General features: G+C 64.8%; 10 protein-coding genes (1 of these 10 running past the window's edge). 5 read left to right on the top strand and 5 right to left on the bottom strand.

All coding sequences use genetic code 11. From position 1 onward, the window contains the following. From DB354_RS18315 to accC, 3 genes are all read left to right on the top strand, one after another. Positions 1-1,589: the 3' portion of a bifunctional fucokinase/fucose-1-phosphate guanylyltransferase gene (locus DB354_RS18315; protein ID WP_158277603.1), read on the top strand. The gene continues 1,276 nt to the left of window position 1, outside the view; only the last 1,589 of its 2,865 coding nucleotides appear in the window; its start codon lies off the left edge, out of view; the stop codon is at positions 1,587-1,589. A 280-nt stretch (positions 1,590-1,869) separates the two neighbouring features. After that, the gene (gene accB / locus DB354_RS18310) at positions 1,870-2,346 is read left to right on the top strand and encodes an acetyl-CoA carboxylase biotin carboxyl carrier protein (RefSeq protein ID WP_107837066.1); all 477 of its coding nucleotides are present in this window, start codon (positions 1,870-1,872) and stop codon (positions 2,344-2,346) included. Positions 2,347-2,459: 113 nt separating this feature from the next. Then, positions 2,460-3,824, top strand: coding sequence for an acetyl-CoA carboxylase biotin carboxylase subunit (accC, locus tag DB354_RS18305; RefSeq protein ID WP_107837065.1), 1,365 nt, complete (start codon positions 2,460-2,462; stop codon positions 3,822-3,824). A 119-nt stretch (positions 3,825-3,943) separates the two neighbouring features. Here the strand turns inward: accC and DB354_RS18300 are convergent, their stop codons facing one another. Continuing rightward, the gene (locus DB354_RS18300) at positions 3,944-5,371 is read right to left on the bottom strand and encodes a hypothetical protein (RefSeq protein WP_146180320.1); all 1,428 of its coding nucleotides are present in this window, start codon (positions 5,369-5,371) and stop codon (positions 3,944-3,946) included. A 1,325-nt stretch (positions 5,372-6,696) separates the two neighbouring features. Between DB354_RS18300 and aat the strand changes: the two genes are divergently transcribed. After that, the gene (aat, locus tag DB354_RS18290) at positions 6,697-7,368 is read left to right on the top strand and encodes a leucyl/phenylalanyl-tRNA--protein transferase (protein ID WP_158277602.1); all 672 of its coding nucleotides are present in this window, start codon (positions 6,697-6,699) and stop codon (positions 7,366-7,368) included. 78 nt (positions 7,369-7,446) lie between these two features. Here the strand turns inward: aat and DB354_RS18285 are convergent, their stop codons facing one another. The 3 genes from DB354_RS18285 to DB354_RS18275 all read right to left on the bottom strand — a co-directional run bounded on the left by DB354_RS18285 (position 7,447) and on the right by DB354_RS18275 (position 11,899). Beyond that, positions 7,447-7,764, bottom strand: coding sequence for an ACT domain-containing protein (locus DB354_RS18285; protein ID WP_107837061.1), 318 nt, complete (start codon positions 7,762-7,764; stop codon positions 7,447-7,449). Positions 7,765-7,786: 22 nt separating this feature from the next. Then, the gene (ilvB, locus tag DB354_RS18280) at positions 7,787-9,487 is read right to left on the bottom strand and encodes a biosynthetic-type acetolactate synthase large subunit (RefSeq protein WP_107837060.1); all 1,701 of its coding nucleotides are present in this window, start codon (positions 9,485-9,487) and stop codon (positions 7,787-7,789) included. A gap of 315 nt (positions 9,488-9,802) precedes the next feature. Continuing rightward, positions 9,803-11,899, bottom strand: coding sequence for a glycoside hydrolase family 3 N-terminal domain-containing protein (locus tag DB354_RS18275; protein WP_233256690.1), 2,097 nt, complete (start codon positions 11,897-11,899; stop codon positions 9,803-9,805). A gap of 160 nt (positions 11,900-12,059) precedes the next feature. Here DB354_RS18275 and ettA point away from each other — a divergent pair, with 160 nt between their 5' ends. After that, positions 12,060-13,775, top strand: coding sequence for an energy-dependent translational throttle protein EttA (gene ettA / locus DB354_RS18270; RefSeq protein WP_233256689.1), 1,716 nt, complete (start codon positions 12,060-12,062; stop codon positions 13,773-13,775). Positions 13,776-13,853: 78 nt separating this feature from the next. On the opposite strand, the gene DB354_RS18265 is transcribed toward ettA, so the two are convergent. Next, a complete protein-coding gene (locus tag DB354_RS18265) occupies positions 13,854-14,447 on the bottom strand; it encodes a hypothetical protein (RefSeq protein ID WP_107837058.1) in 594 nt (197 codons plus the stop codon). Positions 14,448-14,537: the final 90 nt, after the last annotated feature.

Here is a 14,537-nt window from a genome sequence, read left to right as displayed (position 1 = left end):
CGCGTGAAAGGATCAACCAAGCGCTCATCAACTGGTTCTTTGCCGCCGAACCAGACCCGGTCATCTCCGCTGAGGTTCACGATGCCACGCGATTGTCAGCCTCAGCAATTCCCGCGTCGGTCAATTTCGACCGGTATTTCGCCGAACGTGACGCCGGTCACACCCAGGTGCTGGTCTCCCAATTATCCGCCTGCCTGGAAACCGGCGACGGACGCGTCTTCCTTCAGGACTTCGCGGCAATCGCCCGTCATGCAAAGCGGCAGCCCTCCCTCAAATCATGGCTTCTGCGGAATGGCCGGAAGCTTCTGTGCCGCGTGAACCGCCCCGAGCACCGGTCGCGACTCCTCATGCTGCTGGCCGACATTAGCCCCTCCAAATCTGCCGCACGCCTTAGCAGTGAAGCACACGCCTGCCTCCAACGGGGCGTCATCGCGTCCGACGAACTCGGCCGCTCCCAGCCCCGACTCGCCCTCAAAGAGGATCAGATCGTGTGGGGCCGCAGCCCGGTCCGGCTCGATCTCGCCGGTGGATGGACCGACACTCCTCCGTATTGCCTCGAGCATGGAGGTTCGGTCCTCAACCTTGCCGTACTCCTCAACGGCCAGCCCCCCATCCAAGTCTTCGTCCGCCCCCTCACCGAGCCTGTCATCAGCCTTCGGTCGATCGACCTCGGTGCTGCTGAAGTGATCAAGACCTACAATGGGCTGAATACATTTCGGGATCCCCGGTCGGGATTCAGCCTACCCAAGGCCGCCCTCGCGATGGCCGGCTTTCACCCGGACTTCAGCGCTGGGCGCCCCGCCCCCACCTTGGCTTCCCGCCTCAAGCGCTTCGGCGGGGGCCTCGAAATTTCTCTCCTCAGCGCCGTGCCCAAAGGTTCAGGCTTGGGCACTTCGTCCATCCTCGCCGCAACCATCCTCGGTGCGCTTAACCGTGCCTGCGGCCTCGGTTGGGATGAAGTAAGTCTATATAATCGCGTGCTTGGCGTGGAGCAGCTTTTGACAACCGGTGGCGGCTGGCAGGATCAGGCCGGCGCCCTCTTCCGGGGAATCAAGCTGGTCGAAACCAGCGCCGGCTCGGCCCAAACGCCCAGCGTCCGGTACCTGCCCCAACATCTATTTGGGCCCACTCACGCAAATCGGACCATGCTGCTGTACTACACTGGCATCACCCGACTCGCCAAAGGCATTCTTAAGGAAATCGTCCATGACATGTTCCTGGCGCGGTTCGACACGCTTCAGACCCTCGGCCTGATCCGGGCCAATGCTCACGCGCTGTTCAATGCGGTCCAGCAAAGCGACCCCCATGCCCTTCATCGCTGCATCGCCCGGTCATGGGACCTGAACAAGCGTCTCGACCCAGGCACCACGACGCCCGAGATAAACACCATCTTGGATCGTTGCGGAAGCGACCTGGCCGCCGCCAAACTGTTGGGAGCTGGCGGAGGCGGATATATGCTCCTTTGTGCATCAAATCCTGACGCCGGGGCCCGAATTCGGACGAAATTGGAGCAAGAACCGCCAAATCGCCGCGCGCGCTTCATCGACTTTGAAATCGCCGAATCAGGGCTCGAAGTGACCGTCAGTTGACCGTTTTGGGCCGAAAACCAGCATTCGGTCGTAGGCCGACCCGCCAAATTTCTCACTTTCCCGAAACCAGCGAGAATGCCCCGAGGACCCGCTTTTTGGCCAATTTTGGCCAATTTTCGCCCAATTTTTGGGCATTTTGGCGGCCTTTCGAGTTCTCGCTAATTTGCCGCATTAGCCGGAGACCGATTCAGAGGTTGCTTGGCGTATCGGAATACTTTTGAACGCACAGCCTCAAATCGGCACTAACTTCTCCGACTCCTAACTCAACCAAGGCACGCCTTTGGACCTGAAACAGATTAAGCTCATCATCGAACTCATGAAGCGCTCGGAGCTGACCGAGTTCGCGGTCGAGGAAGAGGGATTCAAGCTCAAGATCCGGCGCGGCACCAACGGACTTCCTGTGGTCTCCGCCAACCGCGGCTCCACGCCGCCCTTTGTGATCGGCGACACCACGCCCCCGATGCCGGTTGCGGCTCCCGCCGCTGCGACTCCTGCGGCTCCGAAAGAAGAGGTCGGCGTCACCTACGTCAAATCGCCGATGGTTGGCACGTTCTACCGTGCCGCCTCACCCGAAAGTAAGCCGTTCGCAGATGTCGGGGCCAAGGTGGTCGAAAACACCGTCGTCTGCATCATCGAGGCCATGAAGATCATGAATGAGATTCAGGCCGAAACCAAGGGCACCATCGTTGAAGTGCTCGTCGAGAACGGCCAGCCCGTGGAATACGGCCAACGGCTGTTCAAGGTAAAGCAGGCCTGATCTCCAAAGTCGGGAGCAAGCCTCCAGAGCTCGGGAGTCCAGGCACCCGCCTGCGGCGGTTCTGGGCTCTCGGTCGTCAGCTCCCAGCTCCCAGCTCCCAGCTTTTCAGATACATGATTCAGAAAGTCCTCATCGCGAACCGCGGTGAAATCGCCCTCCGCATCGTTCGTGCCTGCCGGGAACTCGGAATCAAGACCCTCGCGGTCTACTCCGAAGCAGACGTTCAGTCCCTCCATGTGCAACTCGCCGACGAGGCGATCTGCATAGGCGGCAACCGCAGCTCCGACAGCTATCTCCGCGCCGATCGCATCATCAGCGCCGCCGAAATCGCCGACGTCGACGCGATCCATCCGGGCTACGGTTTCCTTTCGGAAAACGCCAAGTTCGCGGAGCAATGCGAATCCTGTAACATCAAGTTTATCGGGCCCAGCGCGCGCGCCATCAAGATGATGGGCGACAAGTCCGTGGCGAAGGACACCGTGCGCAAAGCCGGGGTGCCCATCGTCCCTGGCTCCGACGGCCCCGTCGACAACGAGGGCGAGGCGATTAAGATCGCCCGGAAAATTGGGTATCCTGTCATTATCAAAGCCGTGGCGGGCGGCGGCGGTCGCGGCATGCGCATCGCCCACAACGACGTCTCCTTCGCCAAGGAATACCACGTGGCCCGCGGCGAAGCCGAAAAGGCGTTCGGCAACGGCGCGGTCTATATCGAGAAGTACATCGAGAAACCCCGCCACATCGAGTTTCAGATCCTTGCCGACTCCCATGGCAAGGTTCTGCATCTGGGCGAACGCGACTGCTCGGTGCAACGCCGCCACCAGAAACTCATCGAAGAGTCTCCATCTCCCTTCCTCACCGCCGACCTGCGAAAACGCATGGGCAAGGCTGCAGTAAAAGCCGCTGAATCAGCGGAATACGAGAATGCCGGGACGATTGAATTTCTCGTCGATGCCAAAGGAAATTACTACTTTATCGAGATGAACACCCGTGTTCAGGTCGAACACCCCGTCACCGAAGAGGTGACCGGCATCGACTTGATCAAGCAACAGATCCGAATCGCCAATGGCGAGAAGCTCGATTTCGACCAGGGCGACATCAAGTTTGAGAAGCACGCCATCGAGTGCCGCATCAATGCCGAGGACCCGGCCCGCAACTTCGCGCCATCTCCCGGAATGATCGGTTTGTACTACGCTCCGGGTGGCCATGGCGTCCGCGTCGACTCCCACGTGTATAGCGGGTACACTATTCCGCCGTATTACGATTCGATGATTGGAAAGCTGATCTGCTACGGATCCACCCGCAAAGTGGCCCTGGAGCGTGCCTATCGCGCTCTTAGCGAATATCTTATCCGTGGCGTCAAGACCACCATCCCGCTTCATCGCGCCATCATGGCGGACCCCGTGTTCATCGAGGGCAAGGCGACCACGGCCTACATGGAAGACTTCCTCAGCCGCACGGCGGTCGATCTCTTCTCCTAATCGGAGAACGGGGACTCAATGAGTCCCCTCTCTTTCGCGTCGCGCCTCTAGAGCGGGCTCGATTTCGGCGTCTGCGCCCGCGGCGCCCCATGGAGGCACTTGGGCGGACGCGTGGGGAGCTACTCGATGAAATAGACCTCGAGCAGGACCTCGCCCGATGTCCGTACCGAGGTGCCGGCACCCGTGTCGGTCACACCACCCGTTCCACCGCTCGTTCCCGTACCTCCGTTCATCCCGGCCGACGCGCCCACACCCATCCCTCCGGTCGAATTCGTGCCACCATTCACGCCGCCAGCGATCGAGCCCGCATCCGCCGCTGCCTTCGTTGTCACGCGCGAACTCCTGCTGGCCGAAACCACCACAGTGTAGGGCCCGGGAGGAAGCGTGACCACCAAGGCGGAGTCAGCGCTGCCGTCGGTCAGGCCAAAGGCCCCGACCCGCTTAAAATCATCCGCCGTCGCCAGCTCCGCCTTCAGCAGGCTGCGATCCCAAGAGCCTCCCACCATCGGCCCATCGTCGGTGCCGATCGTCGATCCCGCGCCTCCGGTCGACCCCGTCCCACTCGCGCTTCCAGTGCCTGAGGTTGCGCCCCCGCCCGCCAATCCGCTCCCAGTTCCCGTCGTCGATCCCATTCCCCCAGCGCTCCCCATGACAGCCGAGGTCCCGGTTCCCGTCGTGGAATCGCCCGCCGCCGTAGAACTGCTGCCACGGGTCATTCCTCCCGACGCTTGGACCCCGGAGATATCCGTCGCGAACGCCAGCGATGCCTGAGTCGCCTCCACGCCCCAGTCGTCGTTCGTGGCCAGCACTTCGTTGCCGCGGTACAGTTGCAGCCGCGGATTACCCAACGGATTGGCCACCCCAAATTGCTCCAGTCCAGCGCCAACGGCTCGCACCAGCACCCGCCGCGGCATCGTGCCATCAATGACAAATCCGACGATCGTTGAGCCGCCTTCCACCACCGTCGCCCGCGATGAGACATTCGCGATGGGTGCCGATGTCGGGATCGCAGCCAGATCAAACGCCCCGGTTGCAGTCCCGGAGCTCGACTCAGTCGAATAGATCCCCTCATGCGGCCCCGTAAACGTCAGCGTCGTCTTGATCTCGTCATCCGCGTTGCTGGTGGACCGTGCCGAAATCAGGGCAGTGTTCGGTCCTGTGACCTTATAGTCGAACGTCGTCGGATTCACCAACGCCCCGCCGGTGCCCAAAACGTATCCAGCCCCGGAGGCCGTGAAGAGACTGCTTGTTCCTGACGAGCCGGTCGCCTCGCTCGGGGTGCTACTCAGGATCATGTTGCCAAAATTGACCGGAGCGAACCCGGCACTTGAACCAGCTTGAGCGCTCATCGAACCGTTGAGCGATCCTCCGTCTGAGGTGGTGGTTACATTGCCAGCGACCGAAGTCCCGGCCGGAGAGACCATGCTCTCCGGCATCGAACCGGTCGTTCCGGCTGGCACGCCACCGGTAGAGTTCATCTGCGCGAGCGCCGCCGTCGCACCGAGAGAAACCGCGGCGAGAATCGGACCGATATAAATAGATTTCATACGTGGGTTGGGCTGTGGTGGTTTTATTGCGATTGAGTTTCCACTGGAGCCTCAACCTACCCTCTGCTGCGTCCTCGCGGCATCCGGCCAACGAACGCAATTGCCACCCCGGGGGCGCCCCACCGCCCTGTTTTGGGTTCCCCTCCCCATCCCCTCGCGATGGCTGCCACCCATTTGCCCCAATCGGCCCCGTGTTCAGGTAACCGGATGCTTCCACGGCGAGAGTCGGGAGCCCTCCCATCCCGGCCGCCCAGCATTTTTCCATCAACCCCGCGGCCTAGCGCGGGCGTTGAATGTCAACCGGACAACCTGTACCTCCCACGCAGCTTCCAGCACGGCCGCTTTCCGAATGTCCACCGCCTGGACCTGCCACAGCCCCGCTGCGTCCACTGGACTCACCGCCCGCCCGTTGTCGTCGGACGCCACGACGTGCTCCCGATCCCCTCCCCACGCCAAGAATTGGACCAACACCCCAGACGCCGGCCGACCATCACGCCAGACCCACACCGCCAACTCTGCGCCTTCCTGCACAGCGGTCGGATCGCCATCAGGCACCACGTCCAAGCCACGCCTTTCCGCCTTGGCCCAACTCCGATCCGTCGCACTCGGTTCGCCCACCCGGACATACGTTTTGAGTCGGATTCTCCGCACTTCCCGCCATGGCTCAGGCGCCGGCACTTCGCCCCACGCCTCCAGCACGTCCTCGGACGCGAAAACCTTCCTCAAATAGCCGTGCACACCTGGCCGGGGCACCGTCCGCACCTCGGGCTCCAGTTCCGCCGTGAACGCCGCCACCGCCGGGCGGGCCAACGTTGCGACCAAACGCTGCTCGCCATTGGCAGCCGGAGCCGGGTTCGGCGCGACCGGCCTGGCCGCCGGATGCGTCACCGTGGCGTTCCCCGTGGTCTGCAGTACTGGCGCACCCACCGCCACCGGCCCATCCGCCAGCCATCCTCCAATCACGCGTATTCTCGTCGGTAGCACGGGAGCAAAGGGCTCCCCAAAACTCTCTCCGGAAACCACCTGCAGCGCCAACACCGCGCCGGGAGTTACCGCCGGTGCCTCCGGCTGGAGCCACGTGACTTCTCCTCGGCCCGGCGCAATTCCTGCCGCGGTCGCAACCAGCCCGAGTGCGAGCCGCCATCCACCCGCCGCCATTCCGATTTCTCTCGTGGCACCGCGCCCGCGATCGTCCATCCGGCACCGCCACACCCCTGCCCAGATACGTTTCGAGAACATCACGCGCCCAGACTGAAACCGAACCGTCCCGCCGCAAAAACAAACTGGCGCGCCCCCCTCCTTCACTCACCCTGTTGCCGCCGCACGTGAACGCCGTCCCGGAATTTTCCTGGGGCCCACCCGAGCCTGACGATGGGCTCGGTTTGGTCGCCCTTGATTACCAACTGTCCGCCGACCGCCTCGTGTCCGCCTACCGGCACGGCATCTTCCCCTGGCCCGACGGCTCTCCGCTCAATCCCATCCCTTGGGTTTGCCCGCCACACCGCGCCATCCTCGAATTCGACCGTCTGCACGTGCCCCACAACCTGCGGCGCGCTCGTCGTGCCCTCTCGCACCTCACCTTCACGACCGATCGCGCCTTCGAAACCGTCATCCACGCCTGCGCCGCCGCCCCCCGCCCCGGTCAGGCAGGAACCTGGATCACCCCGGCAATGATTGGCGCGTACGTGGAACTCCATCGCCGTGGCCTTGCTCACAGCGTGGAGGCCTGGGACGGTGCCGCTCTCGTCGGTGGCCTCTACGGCGTCACGGCGGCCGACGTCTTTACCGGCGAGAGCATGTTTCATCGGCTGAGCGATGTCTCCAAGCTCTGCGTCCTGCATCTGGTGGACCACCTCCGGGACCGGGGCGCCACCTGGATCGACATCCAGCAGCTCACGCCCCACTTCGCCCTGCTGGGAGCCCACGAGATTACCCGCGCTGAGTTTTTGCGCCGGCTCAATGCGGAACAACAGGCGCCGCGGCCGCTCTTCGGCTGACGACCACGCCACGCCGGACCGGGGCGTTGGCCGCGCCCGACCGGTCCGGCGCCTGAAACGCAGGTCACGCCATCAGGATCAGCGCTCGCCGCCGTCGTGGATCCAGCGAGTGAAGAACTCCGGCGTCAGGTCGCTCCGCGGCCGCACCGAAAGCACGTCGTAGAGTCGCTCCAGTTGCCGCACAACCTGCTCGAGGCGGGGCTCGTTCGCCACAAGCAACAACATCGCGCTGGTGGCACCATCGCCCACCGGGGCGCACGCGATCGCCTCGAGGTTGAAGGCCCGGCGGGCAAAGAGCCCGGTGATGTGCGACATCGTTCCAGGGTGATTGCGTACCCGAAGTTCAAGGACGGCCTTGGCCGCGTGGCCATGGCTCGGCTCGAGCGCCGGTGCCATCGTCGGGGAGGAAGGAGTGGTGTTATTCATGGGCCGTGGCCAGTTCGAGTTCCGGTGCGGTGATCGTCTGCAGGTTCGCGGCGCCCGGGGGCACCATCGGGTAGACGTTGGCCTGATCGTCGATCGGCACATCGATCAGACACGGCCCGCGTTCAGCCAGCGCCGCTGCCAATTGCGCCAAGGGATCGCCCTCGCGGTCGAGCCGCACGCCCCGCAGCCCGAACGCCCGCGCCACGGCGGCGAAATCGGGGGCGTGGGCGAACCGCGATGCTTCGTACCGGCCGCCGTAAAAGAGCTCCTGCTGCTGCCGCACTAGCCCGAGGTTCGAGTTGTTGAAGAGCACGATCGCCACCGGCAACTGCAACTCCGCCAGCGTCGCCAGTTCCTGCACGTTCATCAGGATCGACCCATCCCCGCTCACGCACACGACGCGCCGATCCGGCGCCGCGAGCGCCGCGCCGATCGCCGCCGGGAGCCCGAAGCCCATCGTGCCCAACCCGCCTGACGTCAGCAGCGTGCGTGGCTGACGGAAGGGATACGCCTGGGCCACCCACATCTGATGCTGCCCCACGTCGGTCGTGACGATCGCGTCCTCCGGCAGCTGACGGCCGAGTTCACGGATCACGTTGAGCGGGTGCAGCGGATGGTGCGCCGGCGCGGGGCAATGCAGCGGGTGCTTCACCTTGAGATCCATCGCCCGTCGCCGCCACGCCGGCCGCGCTGGAGCATCGGGCAACTGGGCCACGAGCCGGCGCAGGATATCGGCCGCGTCGCCCTGCAATCCAAGCGCCGTCGTCTTGATCTTCCCGATTTCCGCACGGTCGATGTCGATGTGCGCGATCATGGCCCGCGGGCAGAACTCCGCCACTTTCCCGGTTGCGCGGTCGTCAAAACGCGCTCCCACCGCCAGCACGAGATCCGCCTCCTGCAGGAGGAGATTGGTGCCTTTGCCGCCGTGCATGCCCAGCATGCCCATGAACAACGGGTCGTCGTGCTCCATCGCGCCCAACGCCATCAGCGTCGCCACCACCGGCGCGTTCAACCGCTGCGCGAGCGTCCGCGCCAGTTCCGCGGCACCGGCCCCGATCACGCCGCCGCCGAGATAGAGCACCGGCCGCTCACAGCCGACCAGGAGCGTGGCGAGTTGCTCGATGGGCTCGTCCGGACACCAGGCCACCGAGGTGCGATGCCCGCGTTCCGGTAATCCGGCCACGTCGATCCGCGCGTTCAGCACGTCCTTCGGCACATCGATCAGCACCGGCCCCGGTCGTCCCGACTCCGCCAGTTGAAAGGCGAGCGGCACCACTTCGAGCAGCTCCGCCGCCGAACGCACGAGGAAATTGTGTTTCGTGATCGGCAGCGTGAGCCCGTAGGTGTCCACCTCCTGGAAGGCATCCGTTCCAATCAGCGGCTGCGGCACCTGGCCGGTGATTGCCACCAGCGGCACCGAATCGAGCCGCGCATCCGCGATCGCCGTGAGCAGATTTGTGGCCCCCGGCCCGGAGGTCGCCACACAGACCGCCGCGTGTCCGGTCACGCGCGCCATGCCCTGCGCGATGAAGCCCGCCCCTTGTTCGTGGCGGGCGAGGACGTGTCGGATGCGGCTGCCGTGCAAGGCGTCGTAGAAGGGCAGGATCGCTCCGCCCGGGATGCCGGCGATGGTGTGAATGCCCTGTCGTTCGAGCAGGGTTCGGAGCAACGTGGCCCCGGTGTAGGTTTTCATGTGCGTGTGGTGGTTTCGTTGCCACCTCCGCCGCCAGTGCACCGGGGAAAACAAAAAGCCCCTCCGGTGTCCGGCACCGGAGGGGCGAAAAGCGTAAATGCTCAGCTCCCTCGCGGCGCCTTGGTAACGGCCACAACGACGACGACCAGAGCGAGGTCGAGGAGGGAACGCGTTGTGACGAGCGACGACATGGGAGTGATGGCGCCGCGGAGGAAGCCGCGCTGCTTCACGCGTGTCAAGACCGCAAACGTGCGGCGACTGCGCGAACCGCGCGGCTCTGGATGCCGCGGCTGGGAGTTTTCAGGGGGCAGCGCGTCACTCCAGCGTGACACTCGCCTCGCCCGCAATGCGGTCGGACGCGCCGCCCACGAGCACCTGGTAGCGACCGGGAGCCACCGACCAGTCATGGCGCGCCACATCCCAATACGCGAAGTCCCGCGGGTTCAGGGTGAATGTCACCGTCTTCACTTCGCCCGGGGCCAGCGGGATCTTCGCAAAGCCCTTCAACTCCTTCTCAGGCCGCGGCACCGGCGCCTTCGCGGGCCGCACATAGAGTTGCACGACTTCGGCGCCCGCGACCTTGCCCGTGTTGTGCACCGTGCAGGTCACGGTCACGGCCTCGCCCCGCTTGGCGTTGGCCTTCGCGATCACCGGCTGACCGTACGCGTAGGTCGTGTAAGAGAGTCCCGCGCCAAACGCATACAACGGCGCGATCTTCTTCGCCTCGTACCAGCGATAACCCACGAAGACGCCTTCCTTGTACTCGATGGGGTAGACCGGTTTCGCCATCTCCTCACCGCGCTTCAGACCTTTGCCGACGTCCTCACCGGCCGGCACATACCCGTAGCCGGGCGAATCCTTGAACCGGCGCTCGATCGTGATGGGCAGCCGCCCCGATGGATTCGTCAGGCCTGCGATCACCTCGACCAGCGCGCGGTTGCCCACCTGGCCGGGATACCAGCCGTACACCACCGCCGCCGCCTGCTCGTTCCAGTCGGTCATCTGAATGCCGCCGCCGCTGTTCACGATCACCACCGTGCGCGGATTGAGGCTCACTGCGCGTTGCACCCGCGCCTCGTCGGCCTTCGCCAGGGCAAACGGCCGATCCGCGCCTTCCTTATCGAGCGTACCCGTGCTGAGCAGCACCACGTCCGCCGCCTTCAATTGCTCGTCCGTCGGCTCCGCCACGAAGGTGACCCGCTCGCCATACGTCTCGGCGATGGCCTGCTTCAGCAGCACGGCGTTGTAGCCGAGCACGTCCGCCGAACCGCCCCCGCGCGGGAGCTTCTCCATGAACGTGCCCGTCGCAAGGATCTTGCCCGTGCCTTTCGGGGCGAGCGGGAGCACACCGTTGTTCTTCAGCAGCACCACGCCTTCGCGCGCACTCTGCAGCGCGACACTCTCGTGATCGGCAAACTTCGCCAGAAACCTCTCGTCCTTCACCGGTCGGTCGTGCAGCCCCAGCGCGATGCACGTCCGCAGGATCGACCGCGCCATCCGATCGACGTCCGCCATCGCCACCTTGCCCTCCGCCAGCAGCCGGGCGGCGTCTTTCACGATATTCGCCTTGCCTGGCATCTCCAGGTCCTGGCCCGACTTGATGATCTTCTCGGCATCCCAGACCGACGTCCAATCGGACATCACCAGCCCTTTGAATCCGAGTTGCCCGCGCAGGAGGTCGGTGATCACGGCGCGACTCTGGCCCGCCCACTCGCCATTCACCTGGTTGTACGAGGTCATGACTGCCAGCGCCCCCGCATCGATGCCCGCCTTGAAGCCCGGAAGATAGATCTCGTGCAGCGTGCGTTCATCGACGATCGAGTTTGAAGTCCGCCGCCGGTGATCGGTGTTGTTCGCGACGAAATGCTTCAGCGTCGCCATCGTGCCGGTATCCTGCATCCCACGCACGTACCGCTCCACCATGCGCGCGATGAGATAGGGATCCTCACCGAAATACTCGAAGTTCCGCCCGCACTGGGACACGCGATAGATGTTCATTCCGGGCCCAAGCAGCACCGCGACGTCACCGGCCCGGCATTCCTCCCCCACCGCCTTCGCGTAGGCATACGCGAGGTCCGGGTTCCACGATGCCGCCAGTGCAATCGGCGCCGGAAACGCGACCGATTTCTCGAGCTGGTTGCTGAGCTGCGGCCGGATGTGCACGCCCTGCGTCGCGTCCGACATGTACAGCTGCGGAATCCCCAGCTCCGGGAATCCTTTGATGAAAAACTGATTGTGGCCGCTGATCAGCTCGAGCTTCTGCTCCGTCGTCATCTTCGCGAGCAACGCACCCGCGCGTTCATCGGCCTTCTCGGCGCTGACCGGGGGCTGATCGGGCGCCGCCATCGCGAGGCAGCCCATCAACACACCCGCGAGCACCATCGTGAATCTGGGGATAGAATAGGAATTCATGAGGGGAGCCTGCATCGAACAACGCCGCGCGAAACCGCCGCAAGCGCGCAACGGTGGTATGCCGGTGGAATAATCATGCGCCTAAACCGGCGCGGCGCGCCGCCCGTCGACGCACCCACACCGTGCCTCGCCCCTGCCGGAGCCCAAGCTTGCCGCCGCCGTGCCCGCCGATTCAGTCACGCGCGTGGCCAAACCCGACGAAGCTCCCACCATCATTTTCTCGATGCTCGGCGTCTCGAAGAAGATCGAACGCAAGGAGATCCTCCGCGACATCTCCCTCTCCTTCTTCTACGGCGCCAAGATCGGCGTCCTCGGCCTGAACGGCTCCGGCAAATCCTCGCTCATGCGCATCCTCGCTGGCCGCGACACCGAGATCGATGGCCGCGTCCACTTCGAGCCCGGCTACACCGTTGGCTTTCTCGAGCAGGAGCCTCACCTCACACCGGGCAAGACCGTCCGTGCCTGCGTCGAAGAGGGTGTCCAGCATCTCGCGGACCTCGTCGCCGCCTATGACGCCACGTGGGACGAAATCGGCCAAGCCACCAGCGATGCCGAGCGCGACGCCATCACCACCAAGCAGGGCGAACTCCAGGAGAAGATCGACGCCCTCGGCGCCTGGGATGTCGCGTCGCACGTCGACATGGCCATGGACGCCCTCCGCTGCCCGCCCGGCGACCAGCCCGTCGACAAGCTTTCCGGCGGTGAGCGCCGTCGCGTCGCACTCGCCCGGCTGCTCCTGCAGAAGCCCTCCATCCTTCTCCTCGACGAGCCGACCAACCACCTCGACGCCGAGAGCGTCCAGTGGCTCGAACAGCACCTCTCCCGCTACGAAGGCACGGTCATCGCCGTCACCCACGACCGCTACTTCCTCGACAACGTCGCCCAGTGGATCCTCGAGCTCGATCGCGGCCACGGCATTCCCTGGAAGGGCAACTACTCCTCCTGGCTCGAACAGAAGCAGCGCCGGCTCGCCATCGAGCAGCGCACCGAGGACCGCCGCCAGAAGGCCATGGCTCGCGAACTCGAGTGGATCCAAAAATCCGCCAAGGCCCGGCAGGCCAAGTCGCAGGCCCGCATCAACGCCTACGAGGCGATGCTCAAGGAGAACGTCGCTGAGAAGGAGCGCGACTTCGAGATCCTCATCCCGCCCGGCCCCCGGCTCGGCACCGTCGTGGTCGAGGCGGACCAACTCGCCAAAAGCTACGGCGACAACCTGCTCTTCGAGGACGTTACCTTCTCCCTCCCGCCGGGTGGCATCGTGGGCGTCATCGGTCCCAATGGCGCCGGCAAAACCACGCTGTTCCGCCTCATCACCGGAGCCGAACTGCCCGACGCCGGAACGCTCCGCGTCGGCGACACCGTGAAGATCGCCCATGTCGACCAGTCGCGCGATTCGTTGCCCGCCCAGGAGACCATCTGGCAGGCGATCAGTGGCGGCGAAGAAATCATGAAGCTTGCCGGTCGCGAGGTGAACAGCCGCGCCTACTGCGCCCAGTTCGGCTTCACCGGCGCCGACCAGCAGAAGAAGGTCGGCGTCCTCTCCGGCGGGGAACGCAACCGCGTTCACCTCGCCCGCCTGCTCAAGAGCGGCGCCAATCTCATCCTCCTCGACGAACCCACCAACGATCTCGACGTGAACTCCATTCGTGCGCTCGAGGAGGGGCTCGAGAACTTTGCCGGCTGCGCCGTCGTCGTCTCGCACGACCGCTGGTTCCTCGACCGCGTCGCCACGCACATCCTCGCCTTCGAGGGCGACAGCACCGTGCAGTGGTTCAACGGCAACTACTCAAGCTACCTCGAGGACTACCGGCGCCGCAAGGGCAAGGAAGCCGACCAGCCCCACCGCATCAAGTACCGCAAGCTCCACCGGAATTGACCAGGTGCGCGCGGCGCTTGGGCCCGCGTCTCCGTCAACGTCGGCGCGGTCTGGCGCGCTGCCCGGGCCGCCGCGGGCTCAGCGGAAGTCGATCACGTAGCTCTCCGGCGTCTGATTCGCGTCCGGATCCTTGTTCAGCGTGATGAAGAGTTTGAACGCATAGGGCGGCCGGACGATCTTCTCCGAGCCAAGCGCCATCCCCGCTTCCGTCGGCGTGAGGAGTGCCCGCTCATCGTTCGGCTGATACTTCACCGGCCACCGCAGCGCCGCACTCAGCACGTCCGCCATGATCGGCTCTCGAAACTTGTCGTAGAACGAAAGCCGGAATTTCCCGTCCTGAATCGCGATCCGCAGGAAGCCCTTCTCACCCCGAGGGATCTCCACACCCGGCTCCGGCTGCGGGGGTTGCGCCGGCGCCGCCTTGGCGGCCGGCGTCGCGGACACGGGTTTCGTCGCCGTGCTCGCGGCCGCGGGTGCGCTGGCCTTGGGTGTGTCCGCCGGGATCGGGCTGACCGCCGGTGCGGCTGGTTTCGGCGCGGCCGCCGCTTTCGCTTCAAGCTCGTCCAGGTTGATCCGCACGCCGCTCTTTTTCGGGGTGTTTTCCGCCCCGCTCGCGTCGACGAGAAGGAGGGCGATTCCCGCAAGGCCGCCGATCCAGGCGCTTCGTTTCATGGCGCCGACGCTAGCCGTGCCGCCCTCCCGGGCAAGCGGCGACCTCGTCAAGAATTCCGCAAAATCTCCGCCGCCTCTGCGCCCGTCCGG

This window comes from Opitutus sp. ER46 (assembly GCF_003054705.1).
Lineage (GTDB): Bacteria > Verrucomicrobiota > Verrucomicrobiia > Opitutales > Opitutaceae > ER46.
Note: the sequence above shows the minus strand (reverse complement) of the source record. Positions and strands in the feature narration are given on the sequence as shown.